Annotated in this window: 16 protein-coding genes and 1 pseudogene; 3 read left to right on the forward strand and 14 right to left on the reverse strand. The window is 69.2% G+C overall.

The window, feature by feature from the left end:
* Nucleotides 1–10 precede the first annotated feature (10 nt).
* From ACFY93_RS06150 to ACFY93_RS06165, 4 genes and pseudogenes are all read right to left on the reverse strand, one after another.
* On the reverse strand, nt 11–493 hold the full coding sequence (locus tag ACFY93_RS06150) for a poly-gamma-glutamate biosynthesis protein PgsC/CapC (RefSeq protein ID WP_391353987.1): 483 nt from the start codon (nt 491–493) through the stop codon (nt 11–13).
* Nucleotides 490–2175: a poly-gamma-glutamate synthase PgsB gene (gene pgsB / locus ACFY93_RS06155; protein WP_391353988.1), complete on the reverse strand. Its 1686-nt coding sequence runs from the start codon at nt 2173–2175 to the stop codon at nt 490–492. The genes ACFY93_RS06150 and pgsB overlap by 4 nt, the downstream gene beginning before the upstream one ends.
* Before the next feature lie 5 nt (nt 2176–2180).
* Nucleotides 2181–4450: pseudogene (locus ACFY93_RS06160) on the reverse strand (HAMP domain-containing protein).
* A 350-nt stretch (nt 4451–4800) separates the two neighbouring features.
* The gene (locus ACFY93_RS06165; protein ID WP_391353990.1) at nt 4801–6021 is read right to left on the reverse strand and encodes a CapA family protein; all 1221 of its coding nucleotides are present in this window, start codon (nt 6019–6021) and stop codon (nt 4801–4803) included.
* A gap of 20 nt (nt 6022–6041) precedes the next feature.
* On the opposite strand from ACFY93_RS06165, the gene ACFY93_RS06170 reads away from it, so the two are divergent.
* A complete protein-coding gene (locus ACFY93_RS06170; RefSeq protein WP_391353991.1) occupies nt 6042–7010 on the forward strand; it encodes a hypothetical protein in 969 nt (322 codons plus the stop codon).
* Nucleotides 7011–7043: 33 nt separating this feature from the next.
* Complete coding sequence (locus ACFY93_RS06175) at nt 7044–7415, forward strand: NTP pyrophosphohydrolase (protein WP_391353993.1); 372 nt, start codon at nt 7044–7046, stop codon at nt 7413–7415.
* Nucleotides 7416–7442: 27 nt separating this feature from the next.
* On the opposite strand, the gene ACFY93_RS06180 is transcribed toward ACFY93_RS06175, so the two are convergent.
* The 10 genes from ACFY93_RS06180 to ngcE all read right to left on the reverse strand — a co-directional run bounded on the left by ACFY93_RS06180 (nt 7443) and on the right by ngcE (nt 21301).
* The gene (locus ACFY93_RS06180) at nt 7443–8915 is read right to left on the reverse strand and encodes a glycosyltransferase family 39 protein (RefSeq protein WP_391353994.1); all 1473 of its coding nucleotides are present in this window, start codon (nt 8913–8915) and stop codon (nt 7443–7445) included.
* Nucleotides 8916–8997: 82 nt separating this feature from the next.
* Nucleotides 8998–10527 carry an amino acid permease gene (locus ACFY93_RS06185; RefSeq protein ID WP_391353995.1) on the reverse strand — a complete coding sequence of 510 codons (1530 nt, stop codon included), beginning with the start codon at nt 10525–10527 and terminating at the stop codon, nt 8998–9000.
* Nucleotides 10528–10695: 168 nt separating this feature from the next.
* Nucleotides 10696–12672, reverse strand: a complete 1977-nt coding sequence (gene dxs, locus ACFY93_RS06190; RefSeq protein WP_391353997.1) for a 1-deoxy-D-xylulose-5-phosphate synthase — start codon at nt 12670–12672, stop codon at nt 10696–10698.
* Between the two features lie 227 nt (nt 12673–12899).
* The gene (locus ACFY93_RS06195; RefSeq protein ID WP_391353999.1) at nt 12900–14192 is read right to left on the reverse strand and encodes a sugar ABC transporter permease; all 1293 of its coding nucleotides are present in this window, start codon (nt 14190–14192) and stop codon (nt 12900–12902) included.
* Nucleotides 14189–14980 (reverse strand): ATP-binding cassette domain-containing protein, encoded by a 792-nt coding sequence (locus ACFY93_RS06200; RefSeq protein WP_391354001.1) that lies wholly within the window; start codon nt 14978–14980, stop codon nt 14189–14191. Before ACFY93_RS06200 ends, ACFY93_RS06195 begins: the two co-directional genes overlap by 4 nt.
* A gap of 185 nt (nt 14981–15165) precedes the next feature.
* On the reverse strand, nt 15166–16260 hold the full coding sequence (locus ACFY93_RS06205; protein WP_391354154.1) for a substrate-binding domain-containing protein: 1095 nt from the start codon (nt 16258–16260) through the stop codon (nt 15166–15168).
* 133 nt (nt 16261–16393) lie between these two features.
* Nucleotides 16394–17593, reverse strand: coding sequence for an ROK family protein (locus tag ACFY93_RS06210; protein ID WP_391354003.1), 1200 nt, complete (start codon nt 17591–17593; stop codon nt 16394–16396).
* Between the two features lie 237 nt (nt 17594–17830).
* Complete coding sequence (locus ACFY93_RS06215) at nt 17831–18697, reverse strand: ABC transporter permease subunit (protein WP_391354156.1); 867 nt, start codon at nt 18695–18697, stop codon at nt 17831–17833.
* 169 nt (nt 18698–18866) lie between these two features.
* On the reverse strand, nt 18867–19790 hold the full coding sequence (locus tag ACFY93_RS06220; protein ID WP_391354005.1) for an ABC transporter permease subunit: 924 nt from the start codon (nt 19788–19790) through the stop codon (nt 18867–18869).
* Between the two features lie 59 nt (nt 19791–19849).
* Complete coding sequence (ngcE, locus tag ACFY93_RS06225; protein WP_391354007.1) at nt 19850–21301, reverse strand: N-acetylglucosamine/diacetylchitobiose ABC transporter substrate-binding protein; 1452 nt, start codon at nt 21299–21301, stop codon at nt 19850–19852.
* Between the two features lie 571 nt (nt 21302–21872).
* Between ngcE and ACFY93_RS06230 the strand changes: the two genes are divergently transcribed.
* Nucleotides 21873–25676: a GH92 family glycosyl hydrolase gene (locus ACFY93_RS06230; RefSeq protein WP_391354009.1), complete on the forward strand. Its 3804-nt coding sequence runs from the start codon at nt 21873–21875 to the stop codon at nt 25674–25676.
* Nucleotides 25677–25699 lie beyond the last annotated feature (23 nt).

Below are 25699 nucleotides of genomic sequence, written 5' to 3' on the forward strand. Positions count from 1 at the left end.
GGACGGCGGGTCAGGCGGACGGCATGGCGCCGAGGAGGATCCCGGCGGTCAGCACGACGTAGGTGGCGAGGGTGACGGAGCCGGTGGAGAGCAGCGTGGCTCCCTTGGGCTGGCGCACGAGCTGGTAGCCGACGAGGCCGGGGACGATGAAGCCCAGCGTCTGGTTGGCGTACAGCAGCGGGAACTCCATCTGCAGGACGATGATCACGGTGGCCTGGATGAGTACGCCGGTCAGGACGACGGCCGCGAACAGCCGCTTCCCGTAGAGGATCACCACCCGCTGCAGGAGCAGGGTGGTGACGTACGTCAGGACGGTCACGCCGAGCACGAGCGCGGCGCGCTGGAGGTCCTCGATGAGAGTGAGCGCGAGCCAGCCGGGGGTGATCATTCCGCCGGGTGAGAGGTTCGTCGTCAGATAGCAGATGAGCGAGAACATCAGACCCAGACCGATGCCGATCGCGGCGATCTCGGGGGTGAGGACGGAGGGGATCAACGGGGCTCTCCTGCGCTGTGCCACTGCTGCGGGTCGTCGTCGGTGGGCGTGGGGGGTACGCGGGGCTCGAACAGGCCGCGCGTACCCGGCAGTTCAGCCGTGCCGGAAGGTGTCGCGGCCGGGGCCTGCGGCGCCTGGGGGCTCGGCCGGAATTCACGGGTCTGCTGGACGGGTGGCCGTTGCTGCGGCACATGCCGCGGCGGCGGGCTCTGGAAGTGCTGCTCCGTGCCGGGCGTGTACGGCTGCGCCGGTCGCGGAGGGTGCTGCTCGGTGGTGCGCTGCTCGGGGACGTGCGGCTGCGGCGTGTACCGCGTCTCGTACGCCTCCGGGTAGTGCTGGAACGGGTCGATGCGCGGTGCGTACAACGGCATCGTCTCGACGTGCTCGGGGACGCCGGACCGTCGCGTCCCGCTGTCGGCACTCACCGCGCCGGGCGCGCCGCCGTGGGGGCCCGCCGGGGGGCCGTCGGAGGTGCTGTCGTCCGCGCTGTCGTCCGCGCTGTCGTCGGCGGGCAGTTCGGCCAGATACTCGAGCAGGTGCTCGCCCTGGCCGTGGATGTTGCCGATCGCCACCAGCGAGGAGTCGGGGCCGAGCCCGTCCAGCAGTTGCGCCATGAACTCCTCTGCGGCACGCCGGTCGCCGCCGAGGTCGACGGCGCGGTCCCGGTAGGCCGCCGGGATCGCGTCGATGGCGCTCTTCGCCGGATGGCCGATCACGAAGACCCGCTCGGGGTCCAGCTCGGGAATGATCTCGCCCATCTGGCCGTTGCGCTCGACGCGGTCGGGACGGCAGTTGATGACGACGTTCAGCGGCCGGTGGATGGCGCCGAGGTCGAGCAGCTGGTTGATGTTCATCAGCGTCGACTCGGGGTCGTTGGCCGCGAAGACGTTGGCGAAGCGCAGCTTCTTGTCGTCGGGCGTGAGATAGCGCTCGACGGAGAGGACACCGGGGTCCGGCGGGGCGTCGTACATGCCCTGGAGGGCGGTCTGCCGGTCCACGCCGAGGAGTTCGGCGACGGTGAGCGCGATCGCGACGTTCTCCTTGAAGGTGAACCAGCTGAAGCCGCGCAGCTCTTCGTCGCTGACCGTCTCGGGGTCCGCGTAGATCAGTTTGCAGTCCCGGGAGTCCGCCTCCTCCTGGAGGATGTGGAAGCGGTCCTGCTCGGCCGTGACGCAGATGCCGCCCTCCGGCATGGACCGGCACAGCGAGCGGGCCACGTCGTCCAGGGTCGGGCCCATCTCGGCGAGGTGGTCCTCACGGACGTTGCACAGCACGCCGATCGTGGAGCGGATCAGCTTGGACTGGTTGATCTCCTGGAGGGCCGGCATGACGGCCATGCACTCGATGACGAGGGCGTCCGGGTTGTACGCGGCGGCGCGCCGGACGATGCCGATCTGCTCGACGACGTTGGCGATGCCGAACTTGCGGTAGACGGGCTCCTCGGTGGCGTCGGGGTGGATGAAGCGGGCGGCGGTTCCGGTCGTCTTGGCGACGGTCGTCAGATCGCCGCCGCGCAGCGCGCCCGCGCACAGCCGGGTGATGGACGACTTGCCGCGGATGCCGTTCACGAGCACCCGGGCGGGGATGTTGTCCAGGTTGGTGAAGTGCCGCCGCTGTTCGACGATGCCTGCCACCAGCAGGACGGCGCAGCACACCATCAGGACGGTGTAGAGGAAGAGCACTGGGATCAGTTCCTTACGTACTGCTCGTGCTGCGGATCGTGTGGGTCCTGGGAGCGCCGCGGGCGGGGTGGCGGCTGGCGTCGCTGTTCCTGGAGCTGCTGACGCAGCAGCTCCAGCGATCGGGTGATCGCCCCCACCTCGTCGTGGTTGCGGGGGAAGAGGACGGACTTGCGGTCCCCGCCTACCAGTGCCTCGGCCTGGCCGGCCAGGGCGCGCAGGGGGCGTGCGACGACGATGTGCATCCAGCCCAGGCAGGCGGCGGCCGCGGCCGCGCCCAGCAGTCCGGCGAGTACGGTGCGGTGCTGGATCTCGTACTCGGGGATCGCGAGGCGGTTCGCGGGCTGCCAGCTGACGACCGTCCAGTCGAGCGCCTTGGCCGCGCCGCCGCCCACGAACGGGGCCGAGGCGGCGATCCGCACACCGTCGTGCCGGTAGAGGACTCCGGCCGCGTGGGCGGACTTGCCGACCTTCTGGTTGGAGGCGGAGACCAGATCCTCGAGGTGGTCGTCGGGCAGGGACTGGAAGGCGAGGAAGCCGGTGTTGCCCGCGATCACGTGGCTCTTGGAGTCCACGAGGCGGACGACGCCGAGGCCCGGGCGCTTCAGGAGCGAGTTGAGGAAGTCGATGCGGAACTCCCCGATCAGCGCCGATCCGTCACGGCCCGGGATCTCGGCCGTCCCGACCACGAGGGGCTTCTTGCCTCCCTGGCCGAGCAACCGGATGGGTGCGGCGGTGGCCGCTCCCGGCTTGGCCTCGTGCGGGTCGTCGCCGGCCTTGGCGACCACGTGTCCGGAGGCGTCGACGACGTAGAGCGCCTGGTAACGCTGGTGCTGGTTGATGGTGCGGTCGAGGACCTTGGTCATGTCGGTGGAACTCGTGCGGTCACCGATGAGGGTGGCCACGGACTGGAGGTCCGCCTCGCCCTCGTTCATGGCGCGGCGCACCCGGTCGCTCAGTGTGTCGGTGCGCTCACGCTGGTCGTTGACCAGTTGCTGCGGTACGACGACCGTGCCGTCCGCGCGGTTGAGAGTGAGCAGGAGGGGGGCCGACCAGGCGAGAAGCAGCACCGCGCAGACGGAGAGCAGGGCGCGGGTGCCCGTGCGGCGCAGGCCGCTGGGCCGAGCGGCGGGGCCCGCGGTCTCGTGGGATTCGTCGAGGAGCTGGCGGCGCAGCTCTTCCAGGGCGTTGCCGATACGGCGGGCCTCGCCGTATCCCGGGACGCTCACCGGGCGGTTCAGGTCGCCGCGGGTGAGGCGGCGGGACTCGAGGAAGAGCTTGATGAGGGGCCGCTGCACGGTGCCGATCAGTACGGCGACGGCGATGCCGCCGATGACCAGCAGGGCGCCGCCCGCGATCAGCCAGAAGACGGGTGAGGCGGTGCGGGTGGGGTCCTCCGCGACCTGGACCATGGCGACCACGGTGAGACCGAGGCCGGTGGCGGTGGTGGTCTCGCCGGGCTCCGGTGAGGCGAGGGTGGCGTACCCGGCCACGGAGCGGTCGCTGAGATACCGGCCGCCGAGCAGGCTGCCGCTCACCCCCTGGTAGCCGCCGGATCCGGGTTCCTTGCTGCTGAGGGGATTCTTCCCGGCCTTCTCGGCCGCCTTCCCGGCGAAGACCTTGAGCTGCTTGTTCGAGGCGGCGACCTCCTCGCGCTGGAGGTCGGTGAGTACCTGCTCCGGCTCGGGGATGCCGTCGCTGCTGAGGATCGCTCCGGAGCGGTCGACCACCGCGATGGAACGGAACTGGCCGAGGCTGATGCCGGGGAACCGCAGACTGTTGGAGGCCACCAGAAGCAGTTGGGGCTTGCCGGCCAGGACAGCAGGGCGAAGGAGAGCAGCCGGACCTCACCGTTCTCGAGCCGGACCATACGGGGCGCGAGCCCGTTCTCGTCGGCGAGGGAGGACCGGTCGAGCGAGGTCAGCGGAACGGTCTCGCCGCGAGCCGCGACGAGTTTGCCGGACCGGATCTCGATGACCGCGGTGCCCATCCACTTCTGGTACGTGTTGCCGAGCTTGTCGAGCACGGTGTCGCCGCCGACCGGCTCGCCCGCGCTGAAGAGGGCGGCGGACCGGGTCAGGTCGGTCACCGATTCGTCGATGGACGCGCGCAGGGCGATCGCGCCGTCCTCCGCGAAGTGCTGCTGCGACGTCTGGACCGCCTTGGGTACGACGACGTCGCCCGCCGGTCCGAGCACCAGCGCCGTGATCCCCGCGAGGGAGAGCAGGAGTACCGACAGGACCGCGATCGGCGGACGTATGCCTCCGAGCAACGACATGTCGGCTCTTCGGCGGGCACGGTGCTGCCGCGCCGGGGACGTGGGCGCCAACGAACGGGTCCTCTCATGCGGTCTACGGGCGTGCTGGGCGTACGCAGGACCTGAGGGACATGCGTACGCGGGGTACGGGACGTGAGCGGGTGCCACGGCTGCGCGACGGAGACTTGTGGGTCTCCAGGTGTGTGAGACACGTGAAGGAGACCCGAAGTTGTACGAACCGAACGTGATCTACGCAACAGTGCGTTTCGGGTGGCCACATACGGGCAGAAGTGAACAGCTCGCCCGGCGGCAGGACACAATCGGCCGCGCTGGATCCGCTCGGGTACCGGCGGGCCGCCGCCCCGCCCGCGTCAGTCCGGCAGGTCCGTGAGGGGCTTCAGACCGTCCTTGGCCGCACCCCGATTGAGCATGGTGCCCTCGGTGCGTTCGTAGGCGAGCCGGTAGCGGGCCCGTTCCTGATCGGTCAGGTCCTCGGACTTCAATGCCTCGGCCACGCTCAGCAGCCGGTAGTCCTGGACCTCGCCGTCCTCGGCCTCGGCGGTGGCACCGTCACCGGTGTTCTCGTGGTCCGGCGGGATGTCGACGAGCGTCGGTTCGTACCGGGCCCGCACACTCCACTCACCGTCGTGCTCCGTGAAGGTGAACCACCCGATCACACCCTCCTCGGTGAGACCTGTCGGAACGTCGTGACGGGCGATCTGGTTGCCGAGGCCGTAGGCGATCCACGTGCCACCGACCTTCTCCATCGGCTGGACGACGTGCGCGTGATGGCCGATGACCAGGTCGATGCCGGTCTCGTCCGCCAGCCGACGGGCGAACTCGAGCTGCGGCGCGGAGGGGTTGGGGTGGTGTTCGCGGCCCCAGTGGATGGAGAGGATCACGACTTCGGCACCGGCCGCCCGCGCCTGCTTCTCCGCGGTCCGGATCCTGTCCAGGTCGTTCTGATTGACGAGCCAGGGCTTGTCCTTGGGCAGCTCACGGCCGTTGAAGCCGAAGGCGAACGAGAGCTGCGCGACCTTCACGCCCTTGACGTCCATGACCAGCGGGGTGAGCGCGTCCTTCTTGGTGCGGAAGGAGCCCGTGTGCTTCAGACCGGCCGCGTCCAGGGTGTCCAGGGTGCGCTTCACACCGCCGTACCCGTGATCGAGGGTGTGGTTCGAGGCCGTGGAGCAGGTGTCGTACCCGACGCCCTTGACCGCCTGGGTGATCTGCGGCGGTACGAGGAAGTCCGGGTAGCTCCGGAACGGTCCGTTCGGCTTGCCCACCACCGGCTCGAAGTGACATATCGCCAGATCGGCCTTGCTGATCACCGGCTTGACGCCGGCCATCATGGGGCCGAAGTCCATGCCGTTCGCACCCTCGCCGGTCTTCTTCCCGTCCTTCCGCGCCTGCTCGATCAGCTGGGGATGGATCAGAATGTCCCCGGCCGCGGCGACGGTGAACGAGCGGCCGCCACCCGTCGGGCCGTCGTCCGACTCGTCCGTGACAAGGCCGCATCCGGCCAGCGCGGCCACGAGGGCCAGCGGAGTCAGAAGGGCGGGCAGGGCAGGGCGGCTACGGCGTCTGGTCACCGGGATATCTTGGTACAACCATGCGAGAGACTCGGTCGATAACGATAACAATCGCAACACTTCTCTCCCTTGTTCTCGCCCTGGCGGGTGCGGTCACGGTAGCCGTGCGGTGGTCGGGGGCCGACGACCGGAATGCCGCCGGGAGCCGTCCGGAAGACGGCCGCCCCTCCGTCGATCTGGCGGACTCCGTCAGCGCCTACACGAGCCGGTTCACCCCGGACCACGGCTTCCGGGCGCCGTCGGCCACAGAGCGGCGGACCCTCGCCGAGGGAGTCGGACTCCTGCTCGACGGACGTCGGGATCAGGCAGTACGACGGCTGGCTCAGGTCGACTTCGCCGTTCGCACAGTGATCGACAGCGGGAGCGGACGCCGCTTCGCGGAGGTGTACGACCAAGCCGAACAGGCCCGCGCCCCGAGGGGCTGGGGTCGCGTGTATGTGGGCCTCGGCCACCGCCCCCGCTGGTCCGTACAGGTCCCTCATCCTGTCGCGGACCGGGCCACCGAACAGCTCGGCGTACGCGTTCTACGGAGCGCTCCGGGCGGCATCCTCATCGTTGCCGGCGCACATCGCAAAGCAGCACGAGGCGATGCGGCCGACGTGGCGCATCGCCGGGACACGGTCTTCCACGCGGTCTGTGCCGAACTCGCCCGGCGCGGGATCCCCGGTGTACAGCTGCACGGTTTCGCCGCCGGCTCCGCTCCCGGCTACGACGTCGTGGCCTCCACGGGCGCCGGGCGGTCGGGCCGCGCCGACGGGCGGCGCCTCGCCGACGCCCTCCGGAAGCGGAATGTCGAGGTGTGCCGGGGATGGGTCCGCACGTGTCCGCTGGAGGGGCGGGAGAACGTCCAGGGCCGTGCGGCAGCGGCGGAGGATGTTCCGTTTCTGCACATCGAGTTCGCCCCTTCCGTGCGCGGCGATGACCGGCTGGCCGCCGAGGCGGTGGCCGCGATCCGCACCGTGACATCACGTTGGGCCGCCGCGACATGACCGCGGCGGCACCGGCCGTGCCACCCTGGCCCCATGGACGAGCCGCTGCTGGTGATCATCGACGGGGCCAATGTCGTCGGGTCCGTGCCCGACGGGTGGTGGCGGGACCGGCGGGGGGCCGCGGAGCGGTTGCGGGACCGGCTGGCGCGGGACGGGCTGCCGGGGCACGCGGGGCCCGTGGAGATCGTGCTGGTGGTGGAGGGCGCGGCCCGGGGCGTGGAGTCGGTGCCGGGTGTACGGGTGGAGGAGGCCGCGGGCAGCGGCGACGACCGGATCGCGGAGCTCGCGGCCGGGGCGGCCGGCCGTGACCGCCTGGTCGTCACGGCCGACCGGGAGCTGAGGCGCCGGGTGACCGAGGCGGGGGCGGAGGTCACCGGGCCGCGCGCCGTGCGGGGACCGGCCTGAGCCGGACGGGGCCCGGGGAGCGGGCGCTCAGCCGGGCACGCGGGCGTACAGGACCGCTCCGTCGGCCGTGGCCACCGGTGCGTAGCCCGCTCTCAGGAGGTGCCGCAGGGACGGGATCCGGGCGGGGGCGTACGGCTTGCCGCCCGAGTCGTCGACGACGAGGGCGGGCGGGTGGGCCGTCATCTCCCGGCGGAACACCGGCCAGGCGCCCGCGACCGCGTACTTCTCGCCGACCCGGGGGCCGTCCCGGCCGCCGCTGTAGTTGGTGAGGAGTCCGGCGGTGAGATAGCGGCTCGCGGGGGTGCGGTCGGCCAGCCAGTACGTCTCGGGGTGTATGCCCCAGACGAGGACGCGCTCCCCGGGATCCGTCCGGCGCGCCACCGCGTCGGCTAGGCGCTGGGTGTGGACGAGGCCGGGGCGGGGGGCGAAGAGGCCCCAGGCGAGGAACAGGGCGCAGCAGCACGCGGAGGTGGCCACGGCGGTCACCGGGCGGCCGGGGGGCAGGACGTGCAGCGCGGCCGTCGCCAGCAGGGCGAGGGGCGGGACGAGTTGCAGGTAGTAGTGGCCGAAGAAGTGGAAGCCGGCCGCTACGGCAGCCGCCGAGGAGGCCGGCCACAGCCACAGGTCCGCCGAGCCGGTGCGGGCGACGCGCAGGGCGCGCAGCATCGGTGGGATCAGTCCCGCGCAGGCGACGGCGAGGATCGCGGTGTTGGCCAGGCCCCGGGCCAGTACGTGGAGTTCGGAGCCGGTGAAGGAGGCGTACGCGCCCGACCCGGTGACCGTCCAGAAGAGAAACCCGGCGGGGTCGGTGGCCAGTGCGGCGGCGAGGAGGGGCAGCACCGCCCCGGCGGTGAGCCGCAGCACGCCGCGCGGTGGCGACCCGTGCCGCCACAGCAGCCACACCACCGGTACGAGCACGGCGGCGCCGGTCTGCTTGGTGAGGAACGCGCAGGCGACGGCCGCTCCGGCCGCGCCCCAGCGGCGGCGGTCGGCGCACCACATCGCGGCGGCCGTGGACGGCAGCATGAAGACCTCGAAGGTGGCGGCCTGCGCGTCCTCGGGGTTGAGTCCGACGGAGATCAGCAGGTGCAGGACACCGGCGGCGCGGCCCGCCGTGTCGCCCCAGCGGCGCCGTGCCAGGGACGCCAGCAGCAGCGCGGTCAGCAACTGGGCCGCGACCGCGAGGACCCGTACGGAGGTGAGCGAGGCGTCGCCGAAGACCGCGAAGGCGCCCTCGTACAGCCAGGGCACGAGTGGCGGCTTGCGGTCCACGACGGTCTCGTACAGCTCTCCCCCGTCCGCCAGCAGCCGGGCCTGTACGGCGAGGTAGCCCTCGTCCGGGTTCCACAGCGGGTGCGCGAAGGAGGGGACGCGGGTGACGCAGGCCAGCAGGGTCAGCACCGGCAGCAGCCGGCGCCAGTACGGGGGGCGCGCGGCCGGCTCCGCCACCGCCCGGGAGCCGGTTACGGAGCGTGCTGGCGTACGGGCCGGGGCGAGCATACGGGCACGCTATCCGGCCCCGACGTCTCCACCGAAGCGGGACATACGGGGCCGGGGTGACACATGAGAAGGAGACTGTCGGTCACCGGTTGCCGTCGGCGGGTCCGCCGGGGCCCGCGGCCCCCTCGGCGGCGGCCTTCTCGCGCAGGGCGAGGCGGCTGTGCGTGCGTCCGTAGAGGAAGTAGATGAAGAAGCCGATCACCATCCAGATCCCGAACCGCACCCAGGTCTCCGCCGGCAGGTTGAGCATCAGCCACAGCGAGGCCAGCACGGACACGATCGGGACGAGCGGCACCAGCGGGGTGCGGAAGGACCGGTGCAGGTCGGGGCGGGTGCGGCGGAGGATGATCACGCTGATGGCGACGACGACGAACGCGAAGAGCGTGCCGATGTTCACCAGCTCGGCCAGTTCGCTGAGGCTGGTGAAGCCCGCGACGATCGCGATGACCACGCCGAGCAGGATGGTCGGCCGGTGCGGGGTCCTGAACCGGGGGTGGACGCGGGAGAAGAAGCGGGGCAGCAGCCCGTCGCGGCTCATCGCGAAGAACACCCGGGTCTGGCCGAGCAGCAGGATCATGCAGACGGTGGTGAGGCCGACGGCGGCGCCGAAGCTGATGACCCCCGCGAAGAACGGGTGCCCGGTGGACTTGAAGGCGTCGGCGAGCGGGGCGTCGATGGACAGCTTCGTGTAGTGCTGCATGCCCGTGACGACGGTCGCCACCGCCACGTAGAGCAGGGTGCAGATGATGAGGGAGCCGAGGATGCCGCGGGGCATGTCGCGCTGCGGGTTCCTGGTCTCCTCGGCGGCGGTCGCCACGATGTCGAAGCCGATGAAGGCGAAGAAGACGACGGAGGCGGCCGTGAAGATGCCCATCACGCCGAAGTTCGTGGGCGCCCAGCCGAACATCAACTGGATCAGCGGGGCCTTGAGGCCGCCGCCCGCCGCCTGCTCCTGCGCCTCGGGGATGAACGGCCGGTAGTTGCCGCCCTTGATGAAGAAGGCACCCGCGATGATCACGATGAGGACGACGGTCACCTTGATGGCGACGACGATCGAGGTGATCCGGGCCGAGAGCTTCATGCCGAGGACGAGGATGGCGGTGAGGACCAGCACCAGCGCGGCGGCGAGGATGTCGAAGCCGAAGCTGTCGGCCCCGTCCCGGCCTCCCAGCGCGTCGGGCAGATGCCAGCCCGCGTTGTCCATCAGCGAGCGGATGTAACCCGACCAGCCGACCGCGACCACCGCGGTGGCCAGCGCGAACTCGAGCACGAGGTCCCAGCCGATGATCCAGGCGGGCAGCTCGCCGAGCGAGGCGTAGGAGAACGTGTACGCGGATCCCGCGACCGGGATCGTCGAGGCGAACTCGGCGTAGCACAGGGCGGCGAGGGCGCAGACGACGCCCGCCGCGACGAAGGCCAGGGAGACCGCCGGGCCCGCGTTCTCCTTGGCGACCTTGCCGGTGAGGACGAAGATGCCGGTGCCGATGATGACACCGATACCGAAGACGGTGAGGTCCAGAGCGGACAGAGACTTCTTGAGTGCGTGCTCCGGTTCCTCGGTGTCCGCGATCGACTGCTCGACCTTCTTCGTCCTGAAGAGGGTGCTGCTCACGGTTGTACCTCCCGCGCTCGTCGTCCTCGACATGATCGAGGGGGCTCTGGCTCCGCCTGCCCCGGCGCGGGGAGGTTCACGCGAACGGGCCGGTTCCACCACCCGTACAGGGTGCTGGAACCGGCCCGATGGGTCTGCGGGGCCGCCGGACCGCTCCGGCCGGAGGGGTCAGTCGCGGGCGGGCTCCACCGAGTCCGCGGCCTGCCCGGCCCGGCGCCCGGCGCGGCGCCCGGCGCGGCTGCCGCCGGACGCGCGCAGCTCCTCCTGCGGCCCGTCCAGCTTCGCGACGAGCCCGGTGACCTGGCGGGCGATGTCGGGGGCGGTCAGCCCGATCTCCGCCATCACCTCGGCGCGTGAGGCGTGGTCGAGGAAGCGCGGGGGGATGCCGAAGTCGCGCAGCGGTACGTCGACGCCCGCGTCGCGCAGCGCCTGCGCGATCGTCGAACCGACGCCGCCGACCCGGGAGTTGTCCTCGACGGTGACGACGACGCGGTGCTGTTCGGCGAGGGGGGCCATGGCCTCGTCGACGGGCTTGACCCAGCGCGGGTCCACGACCGTCGTCGAGATGCCCTGCCGGTCGAGGAGGGCGGCGATCTCCAGGCACATCGGGGCGAGCGCGCCGACCGAGACGAGCAGCACGTCCGGGGCGTCGGTGCCCGGCTCGCGCAGGACGTCCATGCCGCCGATCCGGCCGACGGCGGGCACCGCGGGTCCGACGGCGCCCTTGGAGAAGCGGACGACGGTCGGCGCGTCGTCGACCTCGACGGCCTCGCGGAGCTGGGCACGGACCTGGTCGGCGTCGCGCGGCGCGGCGAGCCGCAGGCTGGGGACGACCTGGAGGACGGACATGTCCCACATGCCGTTGTGCGAGGCGCCGTCGGTGCCGGTGACGCCCGCCCGGTCGAGGACGAAGGTGACGCCGCACCGGTGCAGGGCCACGTCCATCAGGACCTGGTCGAAGGCGCGGTTGAGGAACGTCGCGTAGACGGCGAAGACGGGGTGCACCCCGCCGGTGGCGAGCCCGGCCGCGGAGACGGCGCCGTGCTGCTCGGCGATGCCGACGTCGTACACCCGGTCGGGGAACGCCTTGGCGAACCGGTCGAGGCCGACCGGCTGGAGCATCGCGGCCGTGATGGCGACGATGTCCTCGCGCTCCTTGCCGAGGGCGACCATCTCCTCGCCGAAGACGGAGGTCCAGTCGGCGCCGGAGGACGCGATCGGCAGGCCGGTGTCGGGGTGGATTTTGCCGACGGCGTGGAAGCGGTCGGCCTCGTCCTGGAGGGCGGGCTGGTAGCCGCGGCCCTTCTCGGTGAGGCAGTGCACGATGACCGGGCCGCCGAAGCGCTTGGCGCGGGCGAGTGCGGACTCCAGGGCCTCGATGTCGTGGCCGTCGATCGGGCCGACGTACTTGAGGCCGAGGTCCTCGAACATGCCCTGCGGGGCGATGAAGTCCTTGAGGCCCTTCTTGGCGCCGTGCAGCGTCTCGTAGAGGGGCCTGCCGACGACGGGGGTGCGCTCCAGGAAGTCCTTGCCGCGGGCCAGGAAGCGCTCGTAGCCGTCGGTGGTGCGCAGGGTCGCCAGGTGGTTGGCGAGGCCGCCGATGGTGGGGGCGTACGAGCGCTCGTTGTCGTTGACGACGATGACCAGGGGGCGGTCCTTGGCGTCGGCGATGTTGTTGAGCGCCTCCCAGGCCATGCCGCCGGTGAGTGCGCCGTCGCCGATGACGGCGACCACGTGGTCGTCGCGCTTCAGCACCTGGTTGGCCTTGGCGAGGCCGTCGGCCCAGCCGAGGACCGTGGAGGCGTGGCTGTTCTCGATGACGTCGTGCTCGGACTCGGCCTGCGAGGGGTAGCCGGAGAGGCCGCCCTTCATCTTCAGCCGGGAGAAGTCCTGCCGGCCGGTGAGCAGCTTGTGGACGTAGGACTGGTGGCCCGTGTCCCACAGCACACGGTCCTTCGGCGACTCGAAGACGCGGTGCAGGGCGATGGTGAGCTCGACGACGCCGAGGTTGGGGCCGAGGTGGCCGCCGGTCTTGGAGACAGCGTCGACGAGGAAGGTCCGGATCTCGCCCGCCAGCTGGTCCAGCTGCTCAAGGCTGAGCCGATCCAGATCGCGCGGTCCCCTGATGCGGGTCAGCAGCGGCACCCGTGCCTCCTTGCAGTAGAGCTGTTCGAGCGTTGCCGGGCCAGTCGAGTCTAATCTTCCGTCATCACCGGCGATGCCGGGGCTCCGCGTCGTACATCACGCGTATGGCCGTACACCGTCGTGCGGCGGGTTCCCCGGACGGTGCCGGTGGAACCCGCCGCGGGGACGGGGAAGTGCCCGGTACCGCCATGGGTACCGGGCACTTCGTCCAGGGGCTGACCGGGCCGTCAGGCGCGGCCGGCCGACTTCTGGGTCTTGCGGGTGACCGCGTCGATGACGACCGTGGCCAGGAGCACTCCACCGGTGATCATGTACTGGACCGGGGAGGCGATGCCCTCCAGCGCCAGGCCGTAGGTGATCGAGATGATCACCATCACACCGAGCAGCGCGTCCCAGGTGCGTCCGCGCCCGCCGAAGAGCGAGGTACCACCGATCACGGCGGCCGCGATGACGTTCATCAGGAACTCACCGGTGCCCGCGCCCTGGTTGGCAGAGGCGATCTTCGAGGCGACGAACAGACCGCCGATCGCGGCGAAGGTGCCCGCGATGGCGAAGACCGAGATGCGGACCATCTCCACGTTGATACCGGCACGGCGGGACGCCTCGACGCTGCCGCCGAGCGCGAAGACCTTGCGGCCGTACGCGGTGCGGCGCAGGACGAAGTCCGTGAGCACCAGGAACGCGAGGAAGATCACCACGGCCAGCGGCAGGCCCTTGTACTGGTTGAAGACGATCGCGACGGCGAAGGCCAGGATCGCGAGCAGTACGGTCCGGACGATGATCTCGTTCAGCGGCCGGGACGGCACACCGGCGGCTTCACGGCGGCGGTTGTCGAAGAAGGCGGCGAGGAAGTACCCCACGACCGCGACGACGGCCAGGCCGTAGGCGGCGACCACGTCCGAGAAGTAGTAGCTGGTCAGCTTGGCGACCAGACCCTCGGAGTCCAGGTTGATGGTGCCGTTGCTGCCCAGGATCTGCAGCATGAAGCCCTGCCAGAACAGCAGTCCGGCCAGCGTCACGGCGAAGGCCGGCACGCCGATGCGGGCGAAGATGAAGCCGTGGATGGCGCCCGCCACCGTGCCGGTGAGGATCGCCAGCACCAGGGCCAGCACCTCGTTCATCCCGTGCGTGACGTTCATGACGGCGAAGGCCGCGCCCGCGACACCGCTGACCGAGCCGACCGACAGGTCGATCTCGCCGAGCAGCAGGACGAAGACGATACCGACGGCGATCATGCCCGTGCCGACCATGGCGACGGACATGTCGGAGAAGTTGCCGGCGGTGAGGAAGTTCGAGTTCAGGCTGGTGAAGATGGCCCAGATGACCAGCAGGCCGATCACGACGGGCAGGGAGCCGACGTCGCCGGCCTTCAGCTTCCGCTTGAACTCGCCGAGGTAGCCGGCGAAGCCCTGCTCGCGTACGAGCAGGCGGGGGTCGACCACGGGGACCGCCGCGGCGGCCGCCTCGGGGTTCTCCACGGCGTGGTCCTCGGTGGGGGTGGAAATCTTCTTGATACTCACTTCTTGATCTCCCCATTGGTGCGCGCCGCACGACGGGTCACGGCGTTGTCCGTGGCACCGGTGATGGCGGAGATGATCTCTTCCTGCGAGGTCGACTTGACCTCGAAGACACCGTTGTTGCGGCCGAGGCGCAGGACGGCGACCTTGTCGGCCACGGCCTTCACGTCGGCCATGTTGTGGCTGATGAGAATGACGGCGTGGCCGCGCTCGCGCAGCCGCTCGACCAGGTCGAGGACCTGGGCCGTCTGCTCGACGCCGAGCGCCGCGGTGGGCTCGTCGAGGATGACCAGCTTGGGCTCGCCGAGCATGGAACGGGCGATGGCCACCACCTGGCGCTGACCGCCGGAGAGGGAGGCGATCGGGATGCGGACGCTCGGGATGCGGATCGACAGCGTGTCCAGCAGCTCGCGGGAGCGGCGCTCCATCTCCACCTCGTCCAGGACGCCGCGCCTGCGGATCTCCCGGCCCAGGTAGAGGTTGCCGACGACGTCGATGTTGTCGCACAGCGCGAGGTCCTGGTACACGGTCGCGATGCCCAGGTTCTGGGCGTCGTGCGGCCGGTTGATCTGGACGGACCTGCCGTCCCACTCGATGGCGCCCTCATCGATGGGGTGCACGCCGGCGATCGTCTTGACCAGCGTGGACTTTCCGGCGCCGTTGTCGCCCACCAGGGCGACCACTTCACCGGCGTGGACCTCAAGCTCTACGTCGGTGAGCGCCTGGACGGCACCGAACCGCTTGGAGACCCCGCGCAACGCCAGCACGGGCGTAGCGGACACGTGAACCATCTCCTTCGCCGCCTGACCCGGCGGGAGGTTGTGCAAAGTATGGGAGGGGGGAGAGTTACCGTCCGGCGCCCCGCCCTAGCTTGCGGGGCTGATGACGGCGGTGCGCCGGACGAGTTCTCAGTGCGCCGGCCCCGCGGGGCGGTCCGGAGGCGGACCGCCCTGCTTGGAGTGGGACCGGGCGCTGGTTACTTCAGACCGATCTTGTCGCAGGCCTTCTTGTACTTGGCCGTGCAGATCTCGTCGATCGTGTAGATGCCGTCCTTGATGACGGTGTCGTTGATGTTGTCCTTGGTCAGCGAGACGACCGGGACGATCACCGAGGGGACACCCTTCTCGGTGGCGCTGTCGACCTTGTCCTTGGCGATGGAGTCGAGCTTCTCGCCCTTGGCGAGCGCGACCGCCATCTCCGCGACGACCGAGGCCTCCTGCGGGACGGACTTGTAGACGCTCATGTACTGCTCACCGGTGATGATGCGCTGCACACCCGCGAGCTCGGCGTCCTGACCCGTGACCGGGACGGTGATGCCGGCGCCCTTGAGGGCGGTGATGATGCCGCCCGCCATGCCGTCGTTGGCGGAGTAGACGCCGATGACGTTCTTCTTGCCCAGGGCGGAGAGGGCGGCCTCCATGTTGGCGTTGGCGTTCTCCGGCTTCCACTCCTTGGTGTCGTACTCCTTGCCGACGTTCACCTTGCCGTCGAGGACGGAGTGGGCGCCCTTCTTGAACATGGCGGCGTTCGGGTCGGTGACCGCGCCGTTCATCATGACGATCTTGCCGTCCTTGGCCTTGCTGCCCAGCGCCTTCAGCAGCGCCTCGCCCTGGGCCTTGCCGACGGACTCGTTGTCGAACGAGGTGTAGCCGTCGATCGGGCCCTCGGCCAGACGGTCGTAGGCCACGACCGGGATGCCGGCGTCCTTGGCCTTCTTCACCGAACCTGCGATGGCCTTGGCGTCCACCGCGTCCACGATCAGCACGTCGACCTTGTTGGTCACCATCGTGTCGACCTGCTGGTTCTGGGTGCTGGCGTCCTGCTTGGCGTTGGCGTAGACGACCTCGCCCTTGTTGTTCGTCAGCTCCTTGATCTTCTTCTCGATCAGGGGCTTGTCGAGCTTCTCGTAGCGCGCGGTCTGGTTCTCCGGCAGGAGCAGACCGACCTTGATCGCGTCGCCCTTCTTCTTGCTCGAGGTGTCGGCCTTGTCGCCCGACTCCTTGGCACTTCCACAGGCGGCCAGCGAGACGGCCATGGCACCGGCAGCAATAGCAACGGCGGCGCGACGCATACGCGTGTTCACTTCAGAAACCTCCCTGACGAGGCCGCGACGTTGCGGCCGAGGTGGCTGGAAGTCAACTCGGCCGCGCGTGCGACGTCAAGAAGTAAATCCTTAACGAGATGGCAACGGTGCCATCCGTTCTCTAAGTGAAGGCAGGGGCAGCGGCGGTGAGCGACCCGTCCAAAAGGGTTGAATCACCCATTTCACTGAGGGCGAGAGCGAGTGCTCCGAGTACCTCGGCGCGGCCTCCGAGGGCCCCTGGCAACACCGAGAGCTGACGCGCGGCACTGGGGATCGCGTACCGGCCGACCGACTCCCTTATGGGCCCGAGAACGAGCTCCCCGGCCTCGGCGAGATCCCCGCCGAGCACCACCCGGCTCGGGTTCAGCAGGTTGCAGAGATTGGCGACTCCACTGCCGATGTGGCGGCCTACGTCGGCGATCACCCGACGGCAGCCCGGATCCCCGTCCCGCGCCAGCCTGACGACGCCCTCCATGGTCAGATCCGTGCCGTGACTGGGCTGGAGCAGCGGGAGCACATAGCGCGCCGCCGTGAAGGTCTCCAGGCAGCCCCGGTTTCCGCAGCGGCAGACGGGGCCGGATTCATCCAGAGTAATATGCCCTATTTCTCCCGCCGTGCCGCCAGGCCCGCGGTAGATCTTCCCGCTGATCACCAGACCGGCCCCGACACCGCTCGCGACCTTGATGTACGCCAGGTCCCTGACCCCGCGGCCACTGCCCCAGACCAGCTCTCCGAGCGCTCCCAGGTTGGCGTCGTTGTCCACGTGCACGGGCACGCCGAGCCGCCCCCGCAGCTCCTCGGCGGGCTTCGTGCCGGTCCAGCCCGGCAGGATCGCGGTGGAGCCGAGGGTGCCCGACTCGACGTCGATGGGGCCGGGCACGCCGAGGCCGACGCCGGCGACCTTGGACCGGTCCACCCCGGTCGCCTCGATCAGACGGCTGACCAGCTCCTCGGCACGGTCGAAGCCCTGCGCGGCGGACGCGTCGACGTCCAGCGGCTCGGACTCCTCGGCGAGCACCTGGTGGGCGAGGTTGCCCACGGCGACGCGCAGGTGCGCGTGCCCGAAATCGACGCCGATGACGATGCCGGCGTCACCGCTGAGCGAGACGCTGCGGGCCCGGCGGCCGCCCGCCGACGTGGGCGTGACCTCGACCGTTCCCCCGTCCTTCAGCTCCCGTACGATATTGGAAACGGTCGCGGCCGACAGGCCCGTCGCCCTCGCGATCTCCGCCTGCGTGAGCGATCCGGCGAGGCGCACCGCTCGTACGACGCGCTCCAGATTGGCCCGGTGCAGCGACGACTGCGACCCCGGAGTCTCCATCGACTCATCCACTCCTGCCCTCGGCCGGGCGGCCACGATGCCGCCCGTGACCCGGGTCACAGCAGTGGAACCCGGACCATTTACAAGTGTTGAACTCCAAGCTCCGCTGAACGGGTCAGCCCCGTCAAGTCCTTGAGGGAAATAGGGTCCAACCGAACTCTGTTCCGACACCGTCACGCTCCGGACACACGGACGCCACCCCCGGCCGGGGGTGGCGTGCGTGGTCGGGACCGTGGGCTACTTCAGGGCACCCGCCGTCAGCCCCTGGACCACCTGGCGCTGGAAGACGACGTACGCGGCGAGCACGGGCAGCATCGCCATCACCAGGCCCGCGAACAGGCCGGACCAGTCGCCCTTGTACCCCTGGCTGGTCGCCAGCTCCACCAGACCCTGGGAGAGCACCTTCTTGTCGGGGTCGGTGTTCAGCACCGTCGGGAGCATGTACTGGTTCCACTGCCCCAGGAAGTTGAAGATGCCCACGCTGATCAGGCCGGGCTTGGCCATCGGCAGCATGATCTGGAAGAACGTCCTGGTGTGCGAGGCGCCGTCGACGAACGCCGCCTCGGCGATCGAGGTCGGAAGCGTCCTGAAGAACGACGTCAGGAAGAAGACGGTGAACGGCAACGAGTACGCGATGTAGACGAGGATCAGACCCGGCAGCGTGTTCAGAAGCTGCATGTTGTTCAGGACGTAGAACAACGGCACCAGGGCCAGCATGACCGGGAAGCTCATCCCGCCCACGAACAGGTAGTAGATCAGGCGGTTGCCCGGGAACTCGAAGCGCGCCAGGACGTACGCCGCCATCGAGCCGAGCACCAGGGTGCCGGCCAGCGAGAAGCCCACCACGATCAGCGTGTTGCCGAAGTAGTCGCTCATGTGCGCCTGCGACCAGGCCCGCGACCAGTTCTCGAAGTGCAGCTTGTCCGGCAGCGACCAGGGCGAGCTGAAGATGGAGTCGTCGTCCTTGAAGGAGGTCATCACCGCCCAGAGCAGCGGCATGACGACCATGATCGCCCACAGGACGAGGACGCCGTGCGAGAAGACGTTGAGGACACCGCCCTCGCGGCTCTTCACCTTCCGGGGCGCCTCCCGCGTCTTCGTCACCCGGGGCCGGTCGAGAACCGGGTCCGGGGCCGGAGGGGTGTCGGTGGTCTTCACTCTCGTTCACCTCGCGAGACAGCGCCGGGCGCCTGGACGGAACCGTGCCGCGGCCGGGGCTCCGGCCCGCCGCGCGGGGGCAGTGGGGGGCGGTGTCCGCCCGAGGGGCACCGCATCAGAACTCCAGCCGCTCGCGCCGGCCCAGCCGCATCACGACCGCCGCGAACAGCAGCGTCACGACGAGGAGGGCGACACCGATGGTCGTCGCGTAGGCGGCGTTCGCGTCGCGGAACGCCGACTGGTACACGTACAGCGGAAGAACCGTGGTCGAGTAGTCCGGGCCGCCGGGACCCACGGTCATGATCTGGACGGCGGCGAAGGCCTCGGCGCCCAGGGCGAGGATGCCCATGTAGACCCAGCCCGACTGCACGGTGTCCCAGAGCAGCGGCAGAGTGATCCTGAAGAACGTGGCGAACCGGCTCGCCCCGTCCAGCAGAGCGGCCTCGTAGAAGTCCTTCGGAATGGACGCCATTCCGGCCGAGAACAGCACGACGAAGAATCCGACCGTGCTCCACAGAAGCACCGCCATCACGCACCAGAGGGCCAGGTTCGGGTCACCCAGCCAGTTCGGCTGGAAATCCCCGAGCCCGACCGCTTCCAGTGTTCCGTTGATGACGCCGTCGTTCGGGTTGTACGCGAACTGGAAGAGCAGGGCGACGATGGCGATCGAAAGCACCTGCGGGAAGAAATACGCGATCTTGTAGAAACCCGAGCCGCGCACTCCAGTGATGGCGGCGCCCTTCCGGCGCCGCCCACCGACATTCAGCATGAAGGCGAAGAACAGTGCGAGACCCAGCGTCACCAGCGGCAACAGCAACGCGAACACCAGGCTGTGCTGCAACGATTTCCAGAAGATGTCGTCGTCGAGCATTCTGGTGTAGTTGTCGAATCCGACCATCTTGAAGTCGGGGCTCAGACCGGTCCAGTCGGTGAATGAATAGTAGATCGCCTGGATGAACGGCCATACGACGAAGATTCCGTACAGGGCGAGGGGGACGACCAAGAACCCCGCGATGAACCGGTACTTGCCGTGTTGCATGGTTACCGACCCCGATCGTTTCGCGGCCGCCGCCGCTGGTGACGCCTACGCACGTGCCGCTACTGGTGCTTGTAGTGCTTGATGGACCCGTCCTTGGCCGCGGCGTCCGCATAGCCCTGGATCTTCTTGATGGCCTCGGCGGGCGTCAGTCGCCCGGCCATCATCTCGCCCAGACCGGAGACACCGATCTGCTCCTTCTGAAGCTTCACGTACCAGTCCTGCAGCCGCGGGTTCACGACGTTGTCGCCGGCCTTGTCCAGCGCCGCGACACCGGACTTGAGGCCCGGGGTCAGCTCGATGCCGTCGGTGCCGCCGTTGAACGCGCTCAGCGACTTGACCTGGCTGGTGAAGTTCTTCGACGAGGCCTCGCTGAGCATGATGCGCAGCTGCTCCATGCCGCCCTCGACGTTCTTCGCCTTGGCCGGGACGATGAACGGCTCGCCGCCGGACGCCCAGATGGTGCCGAACGGCATCTTGTCGGAAGAGTCGAGGCTCGACGGCGCGCCGACGGCCAGGTTGAAGTCGGAGGGGATGACCTTGGCCGACTCGTTCTCCACCCAGGAGCCGTTCGGGATGAACAGGGCCTTGCCCTTGGCCCAGGCCGTCTGCGACTGGATGTGGTCGATGCCGGGGGTGCCCTTGAGGATGTAGCCCTTCTTGTAGAGCTCGTAGTACGCCTCGAAGGCGGCCTTGACGGCCGGGTGCTTCCACGCGTTCGGCTCGAGGTTGTCGATGGCGTCGAGGACCTCGCGCCCGCCGATCTTGGCGATGAAGGGGTAGAGCGAGAACGGCAGGTAGTACGGGTACTTGCCCGCGTACGTCCAGCCGGCGATGCCCTTCTTCTTCGCCTTCGCGCAGAGCGCGAGCATCGCGTCCCAGTCCTCGGGATACGTGGCGTCGAGCTTGTCGAGCGCGGTCTGCGAGTACCAGACGCCGTAGACCGTGTACGCGTAGTACATGATCCACACCGGGTCGCCGTCGAACTGGCCCATCTCGACGATGCCGGGGCGCAGGGTGTCGCGGACCTTCTTCGACGGGTCGTCGACGGAGGGCGCGTCGAGGAGCGGCGTGAGGTCGGTGAGCTGCTTCTTCCCGACCAGGACGCCCATGTCCATCTGCTGGGCACCGGAGTTGTCGATCAGGTCCGGAGGGGTGCCGCCGTTGAACTTGGGCTGCAGCTCGGACTGGATCTTCTGGGTCTTGTGGAAGTCGATCTTGGCCTTGGGGAACGCCTTCTTGTACTGGGCGTTGGCGTCGGTCGCGTACTTGGTGCCGAAGCCGCCGTCGAAGATGACCACGGCGAGCGGGGCGGTCTCGTTGACTCCGAGCGGGTTCTTCTTCGTCTTCTTGCCGGACTCGGCCTTGTCCTCCGAACCGCTGTCGCTGCTCGCACACGCGGACAGGAAACTCATCGTCGGTACGGAGATCAGGCCGAGCGCCGCTGACCGCTTGATCAGGTCGCGGCGGCCTACACCATTGGTACCGCTGTTCTCGGCGGAAGTGGATCCCATGCTCAAGTCCTCGCCTTCTCCAGGACTCAGGCGGTGAACCGGATCCTCCCCGGCACCGCGGTCGGTACTGCATTACCCGGGAGGTGACCCCCGGACCCCCGCCGGAGAAAGCGTCCGGACCGAGTGCCCGGTGCCTCCCCGAGGGGACATACATAGAGCTGGGTCGTGCGTGATACCGGAATCGGCCGGAATGTGCGGCGGCCTGTGCGCGCGGCACGGTCCACCGTTTTCCCACCCCCCGGGTCATGCCTGCCCACAGCAGTCGAACGACTGGGCGGACGCCGACAGGTATAGTCCACTTCCCGCCGACGGAGCAAGATCGAAAGCACGTTTTGCCCAGGGTCTTTTCCGAGTTGAGACCTCCCGGAAATACCGGGCACGTGCACCTTCCCCGGACGAAGATCGACACGGCACGGACCTCCCGCAATCGGGGCAATAGGTAACCCTCTTGGCATGATTCGCCCCGGGCGCCCCGGACAACACCCTTGACACCGGAACAACTTGCCTCCCTACTGGTCCTTGCGCAGCAGAATTGACAACGTTGTCCAAGCGCCAGGGAGGGTGCTCGCGCATGGAGCCAAGAGCTCGGCACAGACGGGGTACTACAACAGCGCTGGGGGTGGCCGCCCTCGCTCTGGTGGCGGCCTCGCAGGGCACGGCGGTCGCCCTGCCCGCCCAAGCGGCGGCCGCCGACAAGGAGTTCGCCTCCTCGTTCGAGGCGGACGATCCGGCACCGGACTGGCTGAACACGGTCGACACGGGAGCCGACGGGAAGAAGCGCGCCTCGGGCGTCGACGGCGGCTACAGCAGCGGCATCCCGGGCAATGTCACCCAGCACGTCACGGACCTGCGGGCCAGCGGCGAGAACTCCGGCGGAGGCGAGGTGAAGGAGAACCTCGTCGACGTCGAGTCGAGCACCAAGTGGCTCACCTTCGCCCCGGCCGGCTGGGTGGAGTTCGACCTGGACTCCCCCGTGAAGCTGTCCCGGTACGCGCTGACGTCGGCCAACGACCACGACGAGCGCGACCCGAAGGACTGGACCCTGCAGGGGTCGGCGGACGGCAAGGACTGGAAGACGCTCGACACCCGCTCCGGCGAGAGCTTCGGCGAGCGGTTCCAGACCAAGTCCTACGACCTCGGCGCGCCCGCCGAGTACCAGCACTTCCGGCTGGACGTCACGAGGAACAACGGCGCCTCGGACGCGCTGCAACTCGCCGACGTGCAGTTCTCCACGGGCGACGAGACAGACCCGACGCCCCAGGACATGCTGTCGCTGGTCGACCGCGGCCCGAGCGGCTCCCCCACCGCCAAGGCGGGCGCGGGCTTCACCGGCAAGAAGGCGCTGCGGTACGCGGGCACGCACAAGGCGGACGGCCGGGCGTACTCGTACAACAAGGTCTTCGACGTCGACGTCGCGGTGAGCCGCACCACCGAGCTGTCGTACCGGATCTTCCCGTCGATGGCGGACGGGGACCGCGACTACGACGCCACGAACGTCTCGGTCGACCTGGCCTTCACCGACGGCACCTATCTGAGCGATCTGAAGGCGACCGACCAGCACGGGTTCGCGCTGACCCCGCAGGGCCAGGGCGCGGCGAAGATCCTCTACGTCAACCAGTGGAACAACGTCACCTCGGCCATCGGGTCCGTCGCGGCCGGCAGGACGGTCGACCGGATCCTGGTCGCGTACGACTCCCCGAAGGGCCCGGCGAAGTTCCGGGGCTGGCTGGACGACGTGGCACTGCGGACGGCCGCCCCGGCGAAGCCGAAGGCGCACCTCTCCGACTACGCGTCGACCGTCCGGGGCACCAACTCCAGCGGCGGCTTCTCCCGGGGCAACAACTTCCCGGCGACGGCCGTACCGCACGGCTTCAACTTCTGGACGCCGGTCACCAACGCGGGCTCGCTGAGCTGGCTGTACGACTACGCCCGCTCGAACAACGCGGACAACCTGCCGACGATCCAGGCGTTCAGCGCCAGCCACGAGCCGAGCCCGTGGATGGGCGACCGGCAGACCTTCCAGGTGATGCCGTCGGCCGCTTCCGGCACCCCGGACACCGGCCGCACCGCACGCGCGCTCCCCTTCAGGCACGAGAACGAGACCGCGCGCCCCTACTACTACGGGGTGACCTTCGAGAACGGTCTCAAGGCGGAGATGGCGCCGACGGACCACGCGGCGGCGCTGCGCTTCACCTACCCGGGTGACGACGCGAGCGTGCTCTTCGACAACGTCACCGACCAGGCCGGACTCACCCTCGACAAGGAGACCGGCACGTTCACCGGGTACTCGGACGTGAAGTCCGGACTGTCCACGGGCGCCACCCGGCTGTTCGTGTACGGCACCTTCGACGCGCCGGTGACCGACGGCGGCTCCTCCGGCGTCAAGGGGTACCTGAAGTTCAAGCCGGGCGCCGACCACAGTGTCACACTGCGGCTGGCGACCTCGCTGATCAGCGTCGACCAGGCGAAGGACAACCTGCGCCAGGAGATCCCGGACGGCACGTCGTTCAGCACCGTCAAGACGCGCGCCCAGCACCAGTGGGACGGACTCCTCGGCAAGGTCGAGGTCGAGGGCGCGACCCAGGACCAGCTGACGACGCTGTACTCCAGCATGTACCGGCTGTACCTGTACCCGAACTCCGGCTTCGAGAAGGTCGGGTCGAAGTACCAGTACGCCTCGCCGTTCTCGAAGATGCCGAACCCCGACTCGCCGACGCACACCGGCGCGAAGATCGTCGACGGCAAGGTCTACGTCAACAACGGTTTCTGGGACACCTACCGGACGACCTGGCCGGCCTACTCCTTCCTGACCCCCGGCCAGGCGGGCGAGATGGTCGACGGCTTCGTCCAGCAGTACAAGGACGGCGGCTGGACCTCGCGCTGGTCCTCGCCCGGGTACGCGGACCTGATGACCGGCACCTCCTCGGACGTGGCGTTCGCCGACGCGTACGTGAAGGGCGTCGACTTCGACGCGGAGTCGGCGTACGACGCGGCCCTGAAGAACGCCACGGTCGTCCCGCCGTCCTCCGGTGTGGGCCGCAAGGGCATGTCGACCTCGCCGTTCCTCGGCTACACGAGCACCGACACCCACGAGGGCCTGTCGTGGGCGCTGGAGGGCTACCTCAACGACTACGGCATCGCGAAGATGGGCCAGGCCCTCTACAAGAAGACCGGGAAGAAGCACTACAAGGAGGAGTCCGCGTACTTCCTCAACCGCGCCCAGGACTACGTCAACCTCTTCGACTCCAAGGCCGGCTTCTTCCAGGGCCGAAACGCCAAGGGTGACTGGCGGGTCGAGTCGTCTAAGTACGACCCGCGCGTGTGGGGCTACGACTACACGGAGACCAACGGCTGGGGCTACGCCTTCACCGCCCCGCAGGACAGCCGGGGCCTGGCCAACCTCTACGGCGGCCGCTCCGGTCTCGCCGAGAAGCTGGACACGTACTTCGCCACCCCCGAGACGGCGGGCTCCGAGTTCGTCGGCTCGTACGGCGGTGTCATCCACGAGATGACGGAGGCCCGTGACGTCCGGATGGGCATGTACGGGCACTCCAACCAGGTCGCGCACCACGTGAACTACATGTACGACGCGGCCGGACAGCCCTGGAAGACGCAGAAGAACGTCCGCGAGGTGCTCTCCCGCCTCTACACGGGCAGCGAGATCGGCCAGGGCTACCACGGCGACGAGGACAACGGCGAGCAGTCGGCCTGGTACCTGTTCTCCTCGCTCGGCTTCTACCCGCTGGTCATGGGCAGCGGCGAGTACGCGATCGGCTCCCCGCTGTTCACCAAGGCCACGGTCCACCTGGAGAACGGCCGGGACCTGGTCGTGAAGGCGCCGAAGAACAGCGCGAAGAACATCTACGTGCAGGGTCTGCGGGTCAACGGCAAGAAGTGGAAGAAGACGTCACTGCCGCACTCGCTGATCGCGAAGGGCGGTGTCCTGGACTTCGACATGGGCCCGAGGCCGTCCTCGTGGGGCACGGGCAGGAACGCGGCTCCGGTGTCGATCACCGAGGACGACAAGGTGCCCTCGCCCCGGTCGGACGCCCTCACGGGTGACGGCGCGCTCTTCGACAACACCTCGGCGACCGACGCCACGGTGACCTCCGTCGACCTGCCGGTGGCGAAGGCCACCAAGGCGGTCCAGTACACGCTGACGTCCTCCGACAAGGCCGAGGCCCCCACGGGCTGGACGCTGCAGGGCTCCTCGGACGGCACCCGGTGGAAGACGCTCGACAAGCGCTCCGGCGAGTCCTTCGCCTGGGACAAGCAGACCCGGGCCTTCTCCGTCGGCCACGCCCGCTCCTACACGCACTACCGGCTGGTCCTCGACGGTGAGGCGGCCCTCGCGGAGGTGGAACTGCTGGGCTGACGCACCCCTTCAGGCAAGAGGGG

Source organism: Streptomyces sp. NPDC008313, from assembly GCF_042956125.1.
Classification (GTDB): Bacteria; Actinomycetota; Actinomycetes; order Streptomycetales; family Streptomycetaceae; genus Streptomyces.